Source organism: Streptomyces sp. SID486 (genome assembly GCF_009865385.1).
Taxonomy (GTDB): domain Bacteria; phylum Actinomycetota; class Actinomycetes; order Streptomycetales; family Streptomycetaceae; genus Streptomyces.
In genome coordinates this window covers 49464-66136 of sequence record NZ_WWJT01000350.1, presented here as the reverse complement: position 1 = coordinate 66136, position 16673 = coordinate 49464, and the positions used below count along the sequence as shown (strand labels likewise).

General features: G+C 73.8%; 12 protein-coding genes. 4 read left to right on the top strand and 8 right to left on the bottom strand.

Annotated features, from left to right (window positions below):
* The first annotated feature begins 42 nt into the window (after positions 1-42).
* From GT045_RS16190 to GT045_RS16180, 3 genes are all read left to right on the top strand, one after another.
* A complete protein-coding gene (locus GT045_RS16190; protein ID WP_237538629.1) occupies positions 43-1092 on the top strand; it encodes a LacI family DNA-binding transcriptional regulator in 1050 nt (349 codons plus the stop codon).
* A 369-nt stretch (positions 1093-1461) separates the two neighbouring features.
* Entirely contained in the window at positions 1462-2262 is an 801-nt protein-coding gene (locus tag GT045_RS16185) for a sugar phosphate isomerase/epimerase family protein (protein ID WP_161334587.1), read from the top strand.
* Positions 2263-2597: 335 nt separating this feature from the next.
* The gene (locus tag GT045_RS16180; RefSeq protein WP_161334586.1) at positions 2598-4457 is read left to right on the top strand and encodes a glycoside hydrolase family 3 protein; all 1860 of its coding nucleotides are present in this window, start codon (positions 2598-2600) and stop codon (positions 4455-4457) included.
* Positions 4458-4736: 279 nt separating this feature from the next.
* Here the strand turns inward: GT045_RS16180 and GT045_RS16175 are convergent, their stop codons facing one another.
* The 7 genes from GT045_RS16175 to GT045_RS16145 all read right to left on the bottom strand — a co-directional run bounded on the left by GT045_RS16175 (position 4737) and on the right by GT045_RS16145 (position 14604).
* On the bottom strand, positions 4737-5129 hold the full coding sequence (locus GT045_RS16175) for a hypothetical protein (RefSeq protein ID WP_161298294.1): 393 nt from the start codon (positions 5127-5129) through the stop codon (positions 4737-4739).
* A gap of 131 nt (positions 5130-5260) precedes the next feature.
* Entirely contained in the window at positions 5261-8980 is a 3720-nt protein-coding gene (locus GT045_RS16170; RefSeq protein WP_161334585.1) for an ABC transporter ATP-binding protein, read from the bottom strand.
* 231 nt (positions 8981-9211) lie between these two features.
* Positions 9212-10240: an esterase-like activity of phytase family protein gene (locus GT045_RS16165; RefSeq protein WP_161298292.1), complete on the bottom strand. Its 1029-nt coding sequence runs from the start codon at positions 10238-10240 to the stop codon at positions 9212-9214.
* A 76-nt stretch (positions 10241-10316) separates the two neighbouring features.
* Positions 10317-11234 (bottom strand): serine hydrolase, encoded by a 918-nt coding sequence (locus GT045_RS16160; RefSeq protein WP_161334584.1) that lies wholly within the window; start codon positions 11232-11234, stop codon positions 10317-10319.
* A gap of 287 nt (positions 11235-11521) precedes the next feature.
* Positions 11522-12445, bottom strand: coding sequence for a serine hydrolase (locus tag GT045_RS16155; protein WP_161334583.1), 924 nt, complete (start codon positions 12443-12445; stop codon positions 11522-11524).
* 199 nt (positions 12446-12644) lie between these two features.
* A complete protein-coding gene (locus GT045_RS16150) occupies positions 12645-13988 on the bottom strand; it encodes a VanZ family protein (protein WP_345942661.1) in 1344 nt (447 codons plus the stop codon).
* Positions 13989-14181: 193 nt separating this feature from the next.
* Entirely contained in the window at positions 14182-14604 is a 423-nt protein-coding gene (locus GT045_RS16145; protein ID WP_161334582.1) for a hypothetical protein, read from the bottom strand.
* A 108-nt stretch (positions 14605-14712) separates the two neighbouring features.
* Between GT045_RS16145 and GT045_RS16140 the strand changes: the two genes are divergently transcribed.
* Positions 14713-15414, top strand: coding sequence for a response regulator transcription factor (locus GT045_RS16140; protein ID WP_161287918.1), 702 nt, complete (start codon positions 14713-14715; stop codon positions 15412-15414).
* Here GT045_RS16140 and GT045_RS16135 read toward each other — a convergent pair.
* Entirely contained in the window at positions 15386-16609 is a 1224-nt protein-coding gene (locus GT045_RS16135) for a sensor histidine kinase (RefSeq protein ID WP_161334581.1), read from the bottom strand. The genes GT045_RS16140 and GT045_RS16135 overlap by 29 nt on opposite strands.
* Between the last annotated feature and the right edge of the window lie 64 nt (positions 16610-16673).

Here is a 16673-nt window from a genome sequence, read left to right as displayed (position 1 = left end):
GCTACGAGGACGTACGACGAAATGCGCGACCGGAGGACGACGATGACGGTGACCCTGGCGGACGTGGCGGCCCGCGCCCAGGTCTCCCCCGCGACGGTGTCGCGCGTGCTGAACGGCAACTACCCGGTGGCCGCCGCGACCCGGGAGCGGGTGCTGCGGGCCGTGGACGACTTGGACTACGTCCTCAACGGCCCCGCCAGCGCGCTCGCCGCGGCCACCTCCGACCTGGTCGGCATCCTCGTCAACGACATCGCCGACCCCTTCTTCGGGATCATGGCGAGCGCGATCCAGGCCGAGATCTGCGGGCCGGGAGGGCGGGCGGGCGGGGAACGCCTGGCGGTCGTCTGCAACACCGGCGGCTCTCCGGAGCGCGAGCTGACGTATCTCACCCTCCTCCAGCGGCAGCGGGCCGCGGCCGTGGTGCTGACCGGCGGGGCCGTGGAGCGGGCGCCGCACGCGGCGGCGGTCGCGGCGAAGCTGCGGAAGCTGTCGGAGGCCGGGACCCGGGTGGTGCTGTGCGGGCGCCCGCCGGTGCCGGACACCGGGGCCATCGCGCTGACCTTCGAGAACCGGGCCGGTGCCCGGGCGCTGACCGGCCATCTGACGGGCCTCGGGCACCGGCGGGTCGGCTACATCGCCGGTCCCGAGGAGCGGACGACCACCCGGCACCGGCTGGAGGGCCACCGCGCGGCCCTGGCCGCGGCCGGGGTGGAGGAGCTTCCGGGCCGTCTCGTGCACGGGCGCTACGACCGGCGGTCCGGTCACGAGGCCACGCTGGAACTGCTGCGCCGCGATCCCTCGCTGACGGCGATCGTGGCCGCGAACGACTCCGTCGCCCTCGGCGCCTGCGCCGCGCTGCGCGAGTCGGGGCTGCGCATCCCCGAGGACGTCTCGGTCGCCGGCTTCGACGACCTGCCGTTCAGCGTCGACGCGGTGCCCTCCCTGACGACGGTCCGGCTGCCGCTCGCGGAGGCGGGGGCACGGGCCGGCCGTATCGCGACGGGCCGCGAGGAACCCCCGCCCGGCGGCATCGCCTCGGTGCGGGGGGAGTTGCTGGTACGGGGGTCCACGGGAGCGCCCCGGACGTCCTGAGCACCACGTCCCGAGCCTCGCCGCGGGAGCCACGGCCGGCCGGCCCTCGCCCCGGGCGGGGCGGCGGCGGCCGCCGTCTCGGCCGGCGGCACGACGTCGTTCCCGGCGCCGGTATGCCGCACCGGCCTTCCGGCGGGATGCCTCTCCGGTCCTTCGGCCGGCAGCCCCACCGGTCCTCCGGCCGGAAACCGCACCAACCCTCCGGCGCATGCGCACCAGCCCTCCAGCCGGAAGCCCCACCAGCCTCCCGGCCCGATACCGCACCAGCGCTCCGGCCGGAGCGAAGTGGTCCTCCGGTCAGGTTCCGCCGGTCGGGACTCGCGGCCGGCGGGGGCATGGACCCCGTGGCCGGGGGTACGTTCCGTGCCCATGAAGCTCGCGTTCTCCACTCTCGGTGTCCCTGGTCTGCCCGTCCCTGATGTCCTGGCGCTCGCGGCGGCGCACGGCTACCACGGGGTCGAGCTGCGCGCCCATCCCGAGGAGCCCGTGCACCCCGGTCTGTCCCCCGCCGACCGCGCGGAGGTCGCGGCCCGGTTCCGGGACGCGGGCGTCGAGGTGCTCGGCGTCGCCGGGTACGCACGCGTCGCCGCCCCGGGCGAGGACGCGCCCGTGCTGGCGGAGCTCCGGGACCTGCTGCGGCTCGCCCACGACCTGGGCGCGCCCTTCGTCCGGGTCTTCCCCGGCGCCGACCCGGACCGGCCCCGCGAGGAGTCGGACGCCATCGCCGCCCGGCGGCTCGGCACCGCCGCCGAGGACGCCTCCGCGCTCGGCGTACGGATCCTGCTGGAGACCCACGACTCGCACCGCACCGGCGCCGACGCGATCCGGATCCTCGGCCCGGTCGGACACCGGCAGGTGGGCGCGCTGTGGGACGTCATGCACACCTGGCTGGGCGGTGAGCAGCCGTCGGACAGTCACGCGGCCCTCGCCCCGCATCTGGGCTACGTCCAGGTCAAGGACGTCGCCTCCGCCGAGGACACCACCCCGCTGCCGCTCGGCGCCGGGGTGCTGCCGCTCACCGAGTGCGTGGACGTCCTGTCCCGGCACCACTGGGACGGCTGGCTGTGCTGGGAGTACGAGAAGCGCTGGTACGAGTCGGCGGCGCCGCTGCCGGAACTGCTGGACGGCGGCCGGGAGCACCTGCTGAGGATGCTGAACGAAGTGTCGTAGTCCGCCCGGCGGAGGCGGGGCGTCGCCCGCCCGGCGGATCCCCCGCGGTGGGGCACCGGCCTGTCGATGCCGGGGGAAACCTCTCGGTCGCGCCGGCCGAGAACGGGCGGTGAGCGACGTGGGGCCGGGGATCCCGACCGCGGGCGGGACCGCACGACGACGGCGCCCCGGCGCCGCGGTACGTGGACGTCCAGGAGCCGGACGCGCCCCGCGCGCATACCCGGCCGACGACCGCTTCCTGGTTACTGTGCATTGTCTTGACGGAAAGAAACTTCCCGGATATTGGTGACTCCTCGGAAGTTTCCTTCAGCGGTTCTCCTCTGGAAGGAGCCCACGTGCACCACACCAGCACGGGAAGCGACACCGGCACGGGAAGCACGGGACACACCGCACGGCCGTCCAGACGCGCCGTCCTCGCCGCGACCGCGGGCCTCACCGCCGCGCTGAGCGTGCCGGCGACCGCCCACGCCGCCCCCCGCGGCGCCTCCGGCGACCGCCGGCTGCGCGCCCTGATCTCCCGGATGACGCTGGAGGAGAAGGTCGGCCAGCTCTTCGTGATGCGGGTCTACGGCCACTCCGCCACCGCCCCCGACCAGGCGGACATCGACGCCAACCTCAAGGAGATCGGCGTCCGCACCGCCGCCGAGCTGATCGCGAAGTACCGGGTCGGCGGGATCATCTACTTCACCTGGGCGCACAACACCCGTGACCCGCACCAGATCGCCGAGCTGTCCAACGGCATCCAGCGGGCGTCACTGGACCAGCCGCGCGGTCTGCCGGTGCTCATCGCCACCGACCAGGAGCACGGCGCGGTGTGCCGGGTCGGCGCGCCCGCCACCCTCTTTCCCGGCGCGATGGCGATCGGCGCCGGCCGCTCCCGCTCCGACGCCCGCACCCTCGGCCGGATCTCCGGAGCAGAGCTGCGCGCGATGGGCATCAACCAGGACTACTCGCCCGACGCCGACGTGAACGTCAACCCGGCCAACCCGGTCATCGGCGTACGGTCCTTCGGCGCCGACCCGGAGGCGGTCGCCGAGCTGGTGGCGGCCGAGGTGAAGGGCTATCAGGCGGCGCGGGTCGCGGCGACCGCCAAGCACTTCCCCGGCCACGGCGACACCGCCGTCGACAGCCACTACGGCTTCCCGGTCATCACGCACAGCCGGGAGCTGTGGGAGGAGCTGGACGCGGTGCCGTTCCGGGCCGCGATCCGGGCGGGCATCGACTCGGTCATGACCGCGCACATCCAGTTCCCGGCGCTGGACGACTCCGGCGACCCGGCCACCCTCTCCCACCCGATCCTCACCGGCATCCTGCGCGGCGAACTCGGCTACGACGGGGTCGTCATCACCGACTCCCTCGGCATGCAGGGGGTGCGCACGAAGTACGGCGACGACCGCGTGCCCGTACTCGCGCTCAAGGCCGGCGTGGACCAGCTGCTCAACCCGCCCTCGCTCGACGTCGCCTGGAACGCGGTGCTGAAGGCCGTCCGGGAGGGCGAGCTGACCGAGGCCCGGCTGGACGAATCGATCCTGCGCATCCTGCGCCTGAAGGACCGGCGCGGAGTCCTCGACCAGCCGTGGGCGAGCCCGGCGGGCGTCGACCGCACCGTGGGCACGGCGTCCCACCTGGCCACGGCCGCACGCATCGCCGAACGCACCACGACCCTGCTGGTCAACGAGGACGGCGTCCTGCCCTTCGACCCCCGGCATGAGCACCGGCTGCTGGTGGTGGGCGCCGATCCGGCCTCCCCGTCCGGCACCACCGGGCCGCCCACCGGCGTCCTGGCCACCGCCCTCACCGCTCTGGGCTTCTCGGCCACGGCCCTGTCCACCGGCACGGCGCCCTCGGCCGCCACGATCGACAAGGCGGTCACGGCCGCGCGGGACGCGGACGCGGTGGTCGTCGCCACCTACAACGTGACGACCGGCAACTCCCAGCAGATGCTGGTGGAACGCCTGGTGGCGATGGGCAAGCCGGTGGCCGTGGTGGCGGTCCGCAACCCGTACGACGTCGCGCAGCTCCCCTCCGCCAAGGCATGCCTGGCCACGTACTGCTGGACGGACGTCGAACTGCGCGCCGCCGCACGGGTGATCGCCGGCCGGGTGTCCCCGCGCGGCAGGCTGCCGGTACCGGTACAGCGCGCGGACGACCCCGCCCGGGTGCTGTACCCGGTCGGCCACGGGCTGCGCTACTAGGGTCCTTCTGATGGATCTCCGTGGGTGAAGGAGCGGCGTCCGGTGCGTGCGATCGGCGTGCGGCGCGGAGGGTCATGTGGCGGAGCCACCTGGCCCTTCGCGCCGTGCGGCGAGCGGGCGTGCCGGGCGTCGCGACGCCGCGGAGATCCATCAGAAGGGCCCTGGCCGGGACGCCGGCGGCCGGGACGCCGCGGCCCCCTCAGGGCAGCGGCGCGGTGCGGAGCGGAGCGCCTTCCGCGCCCGGTGCCGGCCGCCGGCCGCCTGGCGCGCGGTGCCGTCTCAGCACAGGATCCAGCCGGAGCTGCGTGAGGAGGTGCCCACGGTGCCCCTGACCCAGACGCACCGGTGGCCGGCCTGCACGGTCACCGGGCCGGCGTGGTACCTGTAACGGCCCCTGTCGACGACCGGCCGGTTGCCGCGCGCCTGCACGCTGACCGACATGGTCTGGGCGGCGCCGGGATGCCGGGCGACGGTCACGGCGCAGACGTAGTCACCCTGCTTGTAGATCTGGATGACGCCGGTGCTGAACGGCAGGGTCCGCACCTCGCGCCCGGCACAGCCGTCGGCCGAGGCCGCCTGCGCGGCACCCGTCGCCGTGAACGCGAGCGCGCCGGACGCGGCCAGCACGGCCGCACCCAGCGCCAGACGCCGGCGTATTCCACCACTGCCCATCGTCGTCCTCCCCGTAGCGGTCACTCTCCCCTGTGCCCGTACTGATGTACGGACGCTCGGGTGTGTCGGATGGTTGCACGACCGTCAGCGAGACGAGTCGGCCGGGCCCCGGCCGTGACCGGCGCCGGGGCTCAGCGGACCGCGCCGACCGGCTCCTCCGGCTCCGCCCGGCCGACGAAGGTCCGCCACAGCTCGGCGTACCGGCCGCCACGGGCCAGCAGCTCCTCGTGGGTGCCGTCCTCGGCGACCCGGCCGTGGTCCATCACCACCACCCGGTCCGCACGGGCCGCGGTGGTCAGCCGGTGCGCCACCACCAGCGTCGTACGGCGGCCCGCCAGGCGGTCGGTGGCCTGGTTGACCTGCGCCTCGGTGGCCAGGTCCAGGGCGGCCGTGGCCTCGTCCAGGAGCAGGATGTCCGGATCGACCAGCTCGGCGCGGGCGAGGGCGATCAGCTGGCGCTGGCCCGCCGAGAGGTTGCGGCCGCGTTCGGCGACCTCGTGCAGGTAACCGCCCTCCAGCGTCGCGATCATCTCGTGCGCGCCGACCGCCCGCGCCGCCGCCTCCACCTCGGCGTCCGTGGCGCCGGGGCGGCCGTAGGCGATGGCGTCCCGGACGGTGCCCGGGAACAGGTACGCCTCCTGCGGCACGACCCCGAGCCGGTGCCGGTAGGAGGTGAGGTCCAGGCCGCGCAGGTCCGTGCCGTCGGCCGTGACCCGCCCGGCGGTCGGGTCGTAGAACCGCGCCACCAGCTTGACGAGGGTGGACTTGCCGGCACCCGTCTCGCCGACGAAGGCCACCGTCTGCCCGGCCGGTATCCGCAGGTCGATGCCGGACAGCGCCTCCTCCTCGTCGCCGTAGGCGAAGCGCACGTCCTCGAAGGCGATGTCGCCGCGCAGGGACGGCACGGCGCGTGGTGCGCCGGCGGGCCTCGTGGACGCCGGCTCGCGCAGCAGTTCCTGGATGCGGCCCAGCGACACCGTGGCCTGCTGGTAGCCGTCGAAGACCTGGGAGAGCTGCTGGACGGGCGCGAAGAACAGGTCGATGTAGAGCAGGTAGGCCACCAGGGCGCCCGTGGTGAGCGTGGCCGCGTCCACCCGGCCGGCGCCCGCGATCAGCACGGCCGCCGCGGCGACCGAGGACAGCAGCTGCACGAACGGGAAGTAGACGGAGATCAGCCACTGGCCGCGGATGCGGGCGCTGCGGTAGGCGTCGCTGCGGCCGGCGAACCGCCGCCCGCCGTCCCGCTCCCGCCCGAACGCCTGCACGATCCGCAGCCCGGCCACGGTCTCCTGGAGGTCGGCGTTCACGGCGGACACCCGCTCGCGGGCGAGTTCGTACGCCTTCACGCTCGCCCGGCGGAAGAAGAAGGTGGCCACGGCCAGCGGGGGCAGGGTGGCGAAGACGACCAGGGCCAGCTGCACGTCGAGCACCAGCAGGGCGACCATGATGCCGAAGAAGGTGACGACCGAGACGAACGCCGTGACCAGGCCCGTCTGCAGGAACGTCGACAGGGCGTCGACGTCCGTCGTCATGCGCGTCATGATCCGGCCGGTCAGCTCGCGCTCGTAGTAGTCCAGGCCGAGCCGCTGGAGCTGGGCGAAGATCTTCAGCCGCAGCGCGTACAGCACGCGCTCGCCGGTGCGGCCGGTCATCCGGGTCTCGCCGATCTGCGCGGCCCACTGCACCAGCACCGTCAGCAGGGCGAGCAGGGAGGCCGCCCACACCGCGCCGACCGCCATCCGGGTGACACCGGAGTCGATGCCGTGCCGGATCAGGACGGGCAGCAGCAGGCCGGAGCCGGCGTCCACCGCGACCAGCAGCAGGCTGACCAGCAGGGGCCGCCCGAAGCCGCGCAGCAGCCGGCGCAGGCCGTAGGAGTCCTCGGGCAGGACCGCGCGGTCCTCGTCGATGTCCGGGGTGTCGGTGGCCGGGGGCAGTGCCGCCACCTGGGCGAGGAGCTGCGGGGTGGCCGGGCTGCCGGCGAGTGCCGGGTCCTTCGGCCGGCGGTCGCCGCTCCACAGCCGGGGGGTCACGCCCCGCTCGGCGTCGAACTCGGCGTCCAGCTCCTCACGGACGGAGGTGTCCTCCGGCGGTCCGGCCGGGCGGACGTGGCCCGGGGAGACACCGCCCAGCTCGTCCGGGTCGGTGAGCAGCCGGCGGTACAGGGAGGAGCGTTCCTGGAGCTCCTCGTGGGTGCCGAGGTCGGCGAGCCGGCCGTCGTCCAGGACGGCGATGCGGTCGGCGAGGTTCAGGGTGGAGCGGCGGTGGGCGATGAGCAGGGTGGTCCGGCCCGCCATCACCCGGCTCAGCGCCTCGTGGATCTCGTGCTCGACCCTGGCGTCCACGGCCGAGGTGGCGTCGTCCAGGACCAGCAGGCGCGGGTCGGTGAGCAGGGCGCGGGCGAGGGCGACGCGCTGGCGCTGGCCGCCGGAGAGGGTCAGGCCCTGCTCGCCGACCGTGGTGTCGTAGCCGTCCGGCAGCTCGGCGATGAAACGGTCCGCCTGGGCGGCGCGGGCGGCGGCCTCGATCTCCTCCTGGGTGGCGTCCGGGCGGCCGTAGGCGATGTTGTTGCGGACGGTGTCGGAGAAGAGAAACGAATCTTCCGGGACCAGGCCGATCGCGCCCCTGAGCGACTCCAGGGTCAGTTCGCGGACGTCGTGGCCGCCGATCAGGACGGCGCCGTGGGTGACGTCGTAGAAGCGCGGCAGCAGCAGGGAGAGGGTGGACTTGCCCGAGCCGGAGGAGCCGACGACGGCCAGGGTCTCGCCGGGCCGGATCTCCAGGCTCAGTCCCCGCAGGACGGGGCGCTCGGGGTCGTAGCCGAAGGAGACGTCGTCGAACTCGACCGTCGCGGGCGCGTCCGCGGGCAGCTCCTTCGTGCCGTCCTGGAGGGTCGGCTCGGTGTCGATCAGCTCCAGGACGCGCTCGGTGCCGGCACGGGCCTGCTGGCCGACCGTGAGGACCACCGCGAGCATCCGGACCGGGCCGACCAGCTGGGCCAGGTAGGTGGAGAAGGCCACGAAGGTGCCGAGCGTGATGTGACCGCGTACGGCGAGCCAGCCGCCGAGGGCCAGCATGGCGACCTGGCCGAGCGCGGGGACGGCCTGCAGGGCCGGGGTGAACCTGCTGTTCAGCCGGATGGTGCGCAGCCGGCCCGCGAAGAGGCGGCGGCCGACCTCGCGCAGCTTGCCGGTCTCCTGGTCCTCCTGTCCGAAGCCCTTGACCACGCGTACGCCGCTCACCGCGCCGTCGACCACGCCGGCCACCGCCGCGGCCTGCGCCTGGGCGTACCAGGTGGCGGGGTGCAGCCGGGTACGGCTGCGCCGGGCGATCCAGCCGAGGGCGGGTGCGACGGCCAGGGCGACCAGGGTCAGCGGCACGGACAGCCAGGCCATGATCAGCAGGGAGATCAGGAAGAGCAGGACGTTCCCGATGGTCATCGGGAGCATGAAGAGCAGGCCCTGGATCAGCTGCAGGTCGCTGGTGGCCCGGCCGACGACCTGCCCGGTGGACAGCTCGTCCTGGCGGCGGCCGTCCAGCCGGGTGATCGCGTCGTACATCTCGGTCCGCAGGTCGTGCTGGACGTCCAGGGCGAGCCGGCCGCCGTAGAAGCGGCGGACGTACGCCAGGGCGTAGACGACGACGGCGGCGCCGACCAGGGCGCCCGCCCACGGAGCCATGGCGCGGCTGTGGCCGCCGATCACGTCGTCGATGATCACCTTGGTGATCAGCGGCACGACGGCCAGTACGGCCATGCCCGCCAGGGAGGCCCCGAGGGCCAGGATCACGTTCCTCGGGTAGCGCCAGGCGTAGCTCGCCAGCCGTCCTGCCCATCCCCGTCGCGGTGCCACGCGGATCCCTTCCTGTCGGCCTGCTCGTCCGGAAGGCACCAACGCCGGCGGCGGCCGATTTCATCCCGCGTTCACAATGGGGGCGCGGGCGGGCGGCGCAGCCGGCGCCGTCCGGCCGGTGCGCACCCGCCCCGCGCCCCTCCGAAGCGATGCCGGGGCGCGGTCGGGGGGCCGCCCGGGAGGGTCGCGCCGGTCCCCGGGACCCCGTCGGCCGGGCTCACGGCACGGGTGTCAGATCCGCACGCGCAGGGAGTAGAAGCGGGTCGTCTGGGCGGGGTTCTGGTTGTCGTCGCTCACCAGGAGGACCCGCAGGCTTCCCCGGTGGTCGCGGCCGGTGACCGCCATCCCCTCGATGTTGTCCAGCAGGGGGTTCGGCTGCGGCTGCTTCGCCGTGGCGCCCAGGGAGGGGCAGGCCGCCAGGTCGGCCAGCAGGGTCTTCCTGATCAGCCGTACCCCGCTCTGCCCCGTCAGGTTCTCGACGCGGCCGGTGTCGGTCGCGTGGCGGGGGTCGGCCAGGTAGAGGCGGACCGTGTTGCCGACGCCGGGGGTGAAGCCGCGCTCCAGGACGAGCAGGCGGCCCCCGGGCACGGCCTGGACCTCGGAGACGCCGAGCGGGGCGTCGGCACGGTAGCCGTACTGGGCGGCGAGCCGGAAGCGGCCGCCCCCGGTCCGGGTCCAGGTCTGGAAGCGGTCGATGTCCGGCGCGTCACCGGAGAGCGGTGCCTCCATGGAGGCCAGCAGGGTGTGGCCGCCGGGCAGCAGGGTCAGGCCCTCGAAGGTCAGGTTGAAGGCGGCGCGGCCGGCCGGGGCGACCTGGAGGGAGGCCGGCACCGGGAGCCGGTCGAGGATCCTTCCGGCCCGGGAGTAGCGGCGGACGGACGGTTCGGTCTCGGAGGTGACCAGCCGGGTGCCGTCGCCGTCGACGGCCAGTCCCTCGCTGTCGAGCGCGGCGCCCTTCTCGTCGGCGAGAGCGACGGCCGCCCGTGGCCGGAGGGTCCGGCCGTCCAGGCGGAACAGCGAGGAGCGGTCGCTCAGGGCGGCGAGCGAGCCGTCCCGGTCCACGGCGAGTGCGGAGAAGTTGCCGACGAAGGTGCCGTCGTACGTCGTCTTGTCGAGCGCGTCGGAGAAGCGGTCGATCGACACGGTGGCCGAACAGGACTTCTGCGTCGGCGTGTTGGCACCGGCGGGGCCGGCGGCGGTCAGCGAGCCGGCCGCCGCCAGGACGGCGGTCAGGGTGGCGAGTACGGTTCTCAGGCGCATGAGCGTCACCGTAGGACGGGACGGTGTCCGGCGGGAGACCGTCCCGTGAAGCCCCGGCCGCGCGTGTGCCGAGGGGTCAGCCCTGCGGCGGCACCGGGACGAACGCCTCGCTCGGCCTGCCCGTCGGGGTGTACAGCCTGGTGGCCGGTGTGGTCGGCACGAGGGCCTTGTGGACGGCCTTGGCCACGTTCTGGATCGTGGCGACGCCGTAGTCCATCGTGCTGTTGTCCTGGGTCAGCACGCTGATCATGTAGTCGTGGCCGGCGCCGTTGAACGTGCCCAGGCTGTGCACCCGCCAGCCGTGCGTGGAGCGCTGCAGCCAGCCGTTCTTGACGTGCACGGCGACGGTGGACGGCGCGCCGGCGGGCGTGCCCCAGCGCTGGTCGGCGACGACCTGGCCCATCAACTTCAGGATGTAGGCACGCGAGTTGTCGCTCAGCACGCTGTTCCTGGCGGTGACGAGCTGGAGCAGCTTCTGCTCGTCGGTGACGTTCTCCTGGGTCAGCCCCCAGTAACCCTCCTCGTCCGGCACGGTCTTCGTCATCCCGGCGGCGGCCAGGAAGCCCTTGATCTTCGCCAGGCCCAGCTGCTTCCACAGCTTGCTGGTCGCGTCGTTGTCCGACTGGGTGATCATGGCCGTGGCCAGTTCGGCCTCGGTGTCGGTGAGGTAGCGGTCGGTCTTCTTCGCGTCCCACAGCAGCGTGGCGAGCACGGTGACCTTGACGGTGCTGGCCGAGTCGAAGGCGGTGGTGGCGTTCAGCGTGCAGGTGGTGCCGGTGGAACGGTCGTACAGGCCGACGGCGACGGTGCCGGTGCGGCCGGCGAGCGCCGCGGTGATGTCCGTCTGCAGCTTGGCGGCCAGGCCCGCCTTGGCGGAGGTGCAGCTGACGGCCGGCGTCGGTGCCGCCGCGGCCGGGGAGGCGGCGAGGGCCGGCAGGAGCAGCGTGGCACCGAGGGTGGTCGCCAGTGCTCGGCCGGATATCCGGTGGGTCATGAAGTGGTTCCCCCTGGAACGTCGTTCGGGCATTCGGTCGCTGCCGCCGGGCGGCCCCCGCACGCCGCCGGGCGCGGCTGCCGGGAGCGTGCGACGGCTGTACTGATGTTCGCAGTACGGGAATTCGAGGAATCGGCGGGACCGGCTCTTCGCAGCCCGGTGTGCTGACGGGGGTCAGGCAGCCGTGACCGGCGGCGACACGGTGGTGCTCACGGTGCCGGCCGGCCAGGAGCGCCCGGACGAGGGCGCGGGCCGGCCGCGCCCTCGTCCGTCGCGGGTCCCCCGCCTCAGCCCTGCGGCGGGACCGGGACGAGCGCCTCGCCGGGCCGGTCCGTGGGGGCGTAGAGCCTGCTGGTGGACTTGGTCGGCACGAGGTCCTTGTGGATGGCCTTGGCGACGTTCTGGATCGTGGTGACGCCGTAGCCCATCGTGCTGTTGTCCTGCGTCAGCACGCTGATCATGTAGTCGTGGCCGGCGCCGTTGAACGTGCCCAGGCTGTGCACCCGCCAGCCGTGCGTGGAGCGCTGCAGCCAGCCGTTCTTGACGTGCACGGCGACGGTGGACGGCGCGCCGGCGGGCGTGCCCCAGCGCTGGTCGGTGACGACCTTGCCCATCAGCTTCAGGATGTACGCCCGGGAGTTGTCGCTCAGCACGCTGTTCCTGGCCGTGACGAGCTTGAGCAGCTTCTGCTCGTCGGTGACGTTCTCCCGGGTCAGTCCCCAGTAACCGCCCGCCCCCGGCACGGTCTTGGTCATGCCGGCGGCGGACAGGAAGCCCTTGATCTTCGTCAGGCCGAGCTGCTTCCACAGCCTGCTGGTCGCGTCGTTGTCGGACCTCGTGATCATGGCCGTGGCGAGCGACTGCTCGGTGGTGGTCAGGTACCGGTTGTGCTTCCTGGCGTCCCACAGCAGCGTGGCGAGCACGGTGACCTTGACGGTGCTGGCCGAGTCGTAGGCGCTGGTGGCGCGCAGCGTGCAGGTGGTCCTGGTGCTGCGGTCGTACAGGCCGACGGCGACCGTGCCCTTGCGGTTCTGCAGGGCGGTGGTGATGTCCTTCTTCAGCTTGGCGGCCAGGCCGGCCTTGCCGGACGTACAGGTCACGGCCGGGGTGGCCGCAGCGGCCGGGGTGGCGGCCGTGACGGCCGGCACGAGCAGCGCGGCGCTGACGGCGAGCGCGAGCGTGCCGGTGCGTCCGGGTATCCGGTGGGTCATGAAAGGTTCCCCCTAGAACGTGGTACGGGCGTCCCCCTGAACGCCGTCGAGCGCAGCTGTGCGCTGCCTGACTGGACTCGCCAGGGGTGCCGAAAGTTGTACGCATGTTCGCAGGGCGTGAGTTCGAGATCCGTACCGGGGTGCGGGCGGTGGCACGGACGGCGGCGGACGCGATCCGGCGCACCGCCGCCGGGACGCGTCAGTCGGCGTAGCGCCCGGTCGCGGCGTCCACGGCCACGACGTAGGGGTCGCAGCCGTCTCCTTGCCCGTCCGGCCTGCACCCCGGGTCGGCGACCTCCACGGACCACACGGCACGCCAAGGGCCACGGTCGCCCTTGGTGCGTCGCGTGGTCAGTTCGTCGGCGTGGATCCGCAGCCTCCCCGTGTCGGCCCCGCTCTTCCGTTCCTGTGTCCCGACGGCGTCCTCCGCCTGCCGGGCCGACAGCAGCCCGGCCGGGAGGTCCACGTGCGTGGGGCCGAGGTCGGCCGCCAGTCCGTGCACGTGCCCGGCCCGGTCGATCCGCACGTCGAGACTGCGGGGCATGGCGACGCCGTGCTCCACGAAGCGCCAGGAGGTGACCCACCCCTCCCCGTCCTGGCCCTCGGCGACCGGCCGTGTCGTGTGCCGGGTGGCCGACCCGGCCCACGGGTAGTGGGCGTGCATGTAGGTGCGGCCGATGCGGAACGCGCCCGCGGCGTCGCGCGGCGGGGTGGCACCCGGGACGGTGAAGCCCGCGGCGAGGTCGCCCGGGAAGTCGACGGTGATCCGGCGCCCACCGGGCCACATCAGCTCCGCCGAGCCCCCTCCGGAGAACTGGACGTACATCGTCCCGTTGTAGCCGTCGAAACCCGGACTGATCTGGACCCGGCCGACCTGGTACCGGCCGCCGAACGCCTGCCGTACGGCACGCTCGGCGACGGCCCGTTCGTCACCGTGCGCGTCCCGCACGCTGGAGCCGTCCACGTGGTCGAGGGTGACCGAGGTCCGTACGAGGGTGGCGCCGACGAGGGCGAGGGCCCCGGCCGCGATCAGGGTGGGCCTGCCCCAGGCCCGCCAGCCGACGCGGCCGCGCACCAGCAGCAGCCCCGCGGACAGGCCGAGGACTCCCCCGGCGGCGTTCATCTCCAGGTCGGCGCTGTCGCAGATGCCGCTCGTGAACGGCGCCAGGGCCTGGGCGAGTTCGATGAGGCAGGGCAGCGCCAGGACCCCGGCCAGCACGGGCAGGGGCCGCCGCAGGGCCAGTACGCCGAACAGTCCCACCGGCACGAACATGGCCAGGTTCCACCGGCCCTGGGTGGTGTGCAGCGGCTCGGTGACCTCATGGTCGATCACGCACGCGGCGGCACCGCCGCCCTCGCCGGACCGCAGCGCGAGGGTGACTCCGAGGACGCCGGTGAGACAGAAGACGAACGGCAGCCACCAGACGGCATGTCCGGCCCGCCACCGCCGGGCCCCCCACCACGCCGCCCCGCCGGACAGGGCCGCGACGACGGTGAGTCCGGTCAGGAACCCGTAGTCGTCGCCGAACACAGCATCGAACACGTCTCGCACTCCCCCGCGGTGCCGGCCCGCACGGCCTGGTCGGGGCCGCGCGATCTTGAACACCACGAAGGACGACCGTCCGGGCCGCCCAGTTCCGCCCGGAGTTCGCGGGGTCACCTGGTTCCCGCGGTCACCTCTTCGCGGACCACCTCGTGAGACGGGTGGGGGGTGCCGCGGACAGGAGCAGGGGGGTTCAGCCGATGTGGGTGCGGAACCCGTCGATCGTGCGGCGCCGCATGGTGAGGAACGCGAGCCAGGAACCGTCGGCGTAGTGCAGCCTGAAGCGGGCCATCGCCTGCGTCCGGGGCCTGCGTTCGACCCGGGTCACCCAGGCCCGCGGCACCTCCCACACCGGGGTGCCGTCCAGCGGCTGGACCAGGCCGACGCGTCGGTCGGTCACCCGCAGCAGCAGCGCCCCCGAGGTGCGCGGCATCCCCGCGGCGATACTGCCGGCCCCGTCGGACCCGGCGCCGACGGTGTTGACCAGGCGGGTCGCGGCGGCTCCGCCGATACCGACGCCCTTGGCGCTCTTGGCGGGGACGACGGTTCCGTAGGCCAGGAGCCGCTCGCCGGGGGCCAGTTGCGCCATAGCCGAACGCTCACGGAGTGCGGACATGCACATGATCATATGCGAGCCGGCCGGAACCGGCGGTCACCCAGGCGTCCCGCGCCCCGGGGCACCGGGCGGGGTCCACGGCATCCGCGCCGGCAGATAATGGGTGACGTGAGCAACAGGCGTCTGCGCGTGGTTCTGGCCGAGGACTCAGTCGTTCTGCGGGACGGCATGGTCGAGTTGCTCGACGCCCGTGGGTGTGAGGTGGTGGCCACCACCGGGACGGCCCCTGGCTTGCTCGCCGCGGTGAGTGAGCACCGGCCCGATGTGGCCGTGGTGGACATCCGGATGCCGCCCACCCGGACCGATGAGGGCATCCGCGCCGCCGTGGAGATCCGTGCGAGGACGCCCGAAGTCGGCATCGTGGTCTTCTCTCAGCACGTCGAGACCGTCTGGGCCTCCCGTCTGCTGGCGGACGGGGCGGCGGGCATCGGGTATCTGCTGAAGGAACGCGTCGCGCGCACTTGCGAGTTCGTGGACGCGCTGCACCGGGTCGCCGAGGGGGGTACGGCGCTCGACCCGGAGATCGTCACCCAGCTGATGCGCGGGGGACACCGCAGCCGGGTGGACACCCTGACGCCTCGCGAGCGTGAGGTGCTGGAGCTGATGGCACAGGGCCACTCCAACCGCTCCGTCGCCGCGCTGCTGGTGGTGTCGGAACGGGCGGTGGAGAAGCACGTCGCCGCCGTCTTCACCAAGTTCGGTCTGCGGGCGACACACACGGACAACCGCCGGGTGAAGGCCGTCCTCGCCTATCTGGCGGAGGACGGGGGCCGATCGACCGTCACAGACGCATCGGCAGTTCGGCGGTGACCACGGTCGGTCCGCCGGGCGGGCTGTCGATCCGCAGAGCCCCGTCCACCGCCGCGAGCCGCTCGGCCAGTCCTGTCAGGCCGGTGCCGACGCCGAGCGCCGCACCGCCGCGGCCGTCGTCGCGCACGGACAGGCGGACCCGGCCGTCGCTCGCACTCGCCTCGAGTTCGGCCGAGCGGGCACCGCTGTGCTTGGCGACGTTGGTGAGCAGCTCGGCAGTGCAGAAGTAGAGGGCCCGCTCGACCACCTGGTCCGGGCGCTCCGGCAGGTTCAGGCGGACCGTGACCGGCACTGGCGAGGTGGCGGTAAGTCCTGGCAGCGCCTCGCCGAGGCCGCCGTCCAGTGCCACCGGGTGAATGCCCCGGGTGAGCCGCCGCAGCTCCGTGATGGTGTCGTCGGTCTGGCCGCGGGCGCGGCCCATCAGGGTGCGCAGCCGTACGAGGTCCGGGCCGCAGGCGTGAGCGAGCGCGTCTTCGGCCAGCGAGAGGGTGAGCGCGAGGGCGACCAGCCGGGCCTGGGTGCCGTCATGCAGGTCACGCTCCAGGCGGCGCAGCTCGTCGGTGTTCTGCGCCAGCAGGGTGGCGCGGGCGGTCTCCAGCTCCCGGACGCGCCGCTGGGCACGGGCCGGGCCGAGCAGCAGCCGCGCCAGCCGTCGGTTCGCTCCGCTCAGCACCCGAACCGCGCCGGGCACTGCGGACAGGATCACCAGGCCCAGCGGCACGGAGACGGCAACCGGCCAGGTGGCGGGCCGCGCGTCCGGTTCCAGCAGGCGTGCCCAGAGCGGGAAGCCGATCAGCCAGCCGCAGCCGAGGGGTAGCGCCACGGCTGCGGTGAACCCCAGCACGCCGAGGGGCAGCCGCAGCACCAGATAGAGCAGCGCCCGCCAGGCGACCGGGTCGGTCAGCACGGCACGCCCACGGGCGACCACGCCCACCGGGCGGGGCAGCCTGGCCGGCGTCTCCACATGTTCGCCGAGCAACCGGCCCACCAGCCGCCGGTGCATCGCGCCGAGACCACGTGCACCCAGGAGCGCGGCGGCCACGAAGGGCAGCCCGAGCACGGTGAGCGAAAGCAGCGTCCCCGCGTAGAGGACGGCGAGCGCATAGCTCCCGCCGAGCAGGGCGAGCGGCAGTCCGGCGGCGGCGAAGGTCCATTCGCCACCCCGGACGGAGAGGTAACGCCGCTGCTCGGCCACGGCCGGCTCCGGGGACCCGGGCAGGGCCGCCCGAGGCGGCCGGCGGACCCTCCACCGTGTCCGG

What these genes read in the sequence shown, in the direction of transcription:
- GT045_RS16155 (WP_161334583.1), bottom strand. Translation starts at nt 12,445, where the DNA reads ATGACCCACCGGATACCCGGACGCACCGGCACGCTCGCGCTCGCCGTC.
- GT045_RS16165 (WP_161298292.1), bottom strand. Translation starts at nt 10,240, where the DNA reads ATGCGCCTGAGAACCGTACTCGCCACCCTGACCGCCGTCCTGGCGGCG.
- GT045_RS16145 (WP_161334582.1), bottom strand. Translation starts at nt 14,604, where the DNA reads ATGTCCGCACTCCGTGAGCGTTCGGCTATGGCGCAACTGGCCCCCGGC.
- GT045_RS16190 (WP_237538629.1), top strand. Translation starts at nt 43, where the DNA reads ATGACGGTGACCCTGGCGGACGTGGCGGCCCGCGCCCAGGTCTCCCCC.
- GT045_RS16160 (WP_161334584.1), bottom strand. Translation starts at nt 11,234, where the DNA reads ATGACCCACCGGATATCCGGCCGAGCACTGGCGACCACCCTCGGTGCC.
- GT045_RS16185 (WP_161334587.1), top strand. Translation starts at nt 1,462, where the DNA reads ATGAAGCTCGCGTTCTCCACTCTCGGTGTCCCTGGTCTGCCCGTCCCT.
- GT045_RS16175 (WP_161298294.1), bottom strand. Translation starts at nt 5,129, where the DNA reads ATGGGCAGTGGTGGAATACGCCGGCGTCTGGCGCTGGGTGCGGCCGTG.